This window comes from Bacillus sp. JJ1503 (assembly GCF_036965125.1).
Lineage (GTDB): Bacteria > Bacillota > Bacilli > Bacillales > Cytobacillaceae > Cytobacillus.
This window is the reverse complement of record NZ_JBALOZ010000199.1, coordinates 14,864-16,535: the sequence shown is the minus strand read 5'-3', so window position 1 is coordinate 16,535 and position 1,672 is coordinate 14,864. Positions and strand designations below refer to the sequence as shown.

Genomic DNA, 1,672 nt, shown 5'->3' with positions numbered 1-1,672 from the left:
CATGAATATATACGACAACCGGCATTTTCTCAGCTGCAGATTTCGGCTTATAGTAAAAGGCAGGGATCTGAAGGTTGTCAAAAGAACGATAGAATATTTGTTCAGGCTCAATTAATTTCCCCTTAAGTATGGGAATGTGAGAAATATGTGTAAGCTGTTCTGCCTTGAGGGTTTCTAGGTCAAGCGCCCATATATCAGATGGGTGTGCAGGCCCGTTAAATATATAGAGGAGCTTTTGGTTTTTTGGTGAAAATTTGAGATTGGAGATCACTCCCATTGGTGTTTCCCATGTATAAAGGGTACTTATATCTAAATCTAGTAAATACCCTTTTGAGATCCCCCCCACATTGACCGTGAAAGCTAATTGATTTTTTTTCTCATTCATGGCTAGCCCTTCAAAATCCCACTCTCCCTGCTCCAGCCAAGTGAATTGTTTAGTAGGTAAATGAATACATGCAAGCCCAAAAAATTCACGGTCTTTATTTGATAATAGATAAAGATGATCTCCATCCTTATTTAAATGGACATCCCTAAAACTTGCTTCTCCTGTATGTTCTGTTATCCAGTTCATACCTCCAGTTAAAAGGGATAACACACCTAAATCATGATCGAGGGGAGAGTTTGTTCTTCTAACCAATAATGAATGCCCATCGGGAAACCATTTCAGAACAGAAAACGCCCCATCTTGCGCAAAAACGAGGCGGATTTCAAGGGTCTCAAGATTCTGGATATAAATATCAAAAAATGCTTGATTTCTTCGATTGCTAGACCAAGCAATCCATTTTCCATCTGGAGAGCTTCCACCATACAAATGAACATATTCTGGGGAGTTTGTCAGGGAGATCAGCTCTCCATCCTTCTTTAATAAGTAAAGTTGTTCCCTCTCATTTCCGGAAACGTCCATCCCAATAATCAAATCCGATGTACCAGTAACATATTTTATGAATGTGATTCCTTCCTTTGTAAAAGAGGATTGGGCAAGCCCCCTATTTTCTCCATCATACTCCCATACCTGTGGCAATCCCGAATAATCACAAATAAAGCTTATCTTTTTTCCATTCGGTTCACATTCAAGATTTTTCACCGTACTAACATGCGCATAAGGATCTAGACTTACTTCATTCATTACATTACCACCCATCATCTATTTTCAAAAAATTATCTACCAAAATAGAGTTCTTTTTGAGCTTTAAATATTTGGTGAATTATTTATTTTCCAAAACATATTTACCCATTCATTATATTTAGACAGAATGATTAACATGCTTTGTTGTGTAAGAAGGCAGGTGTTAATTTCAATAATAAAGAGTTCCCATTTACGGGCGGTTCTGTATTCTCCTTTTATTGAATTAAAGCGCCGGATCGTGTTGCTTAACAAGTGAAACAAACGCTTCTCCATCTTTCTTTTTTGCATTTGACTAAGGCTTTTAGTGATCCCATATAGGACCTCCTTACTTTCAGTTATTGTTTTTCAATATATTAGATATGGGAGAGTATCAATTGGTTTTCATTGAATGATATGATTTTATTTATCTCAAAAAAATGTTCATAAAATGAAAAATGAGCGCTTATCCCTTATTCAAGGATTGCGCCCGATTGTTTGTCAGCACGGTTTCAGCACTTCTTCTATTTCGGCTGTCAGTTTTTCCGGTTCTGTCTGTGGAGCAAAACG

Annotated in this window: 1 protein-coding gene and 1 pseudogene; both read right to left on the bottom strand. The window is 37.3% G+C overall.

From position 1 onward, the window contains the following. Nucleotides 1–1,126: pseudogene (locus V7149_RS15535) on the bottom strand (S9 family peptidase); the annotation flags it as partial. Nucleotides 1,127–1,603: 477 nt separating this feature from the next. Beyond that, on the bottom strand, nt 1,604–1,672 hold a 69-nt coding region (locus V7149_RS26555; protein WP_438824121.1), incomplete at its 5' end, for a hypothetical protein.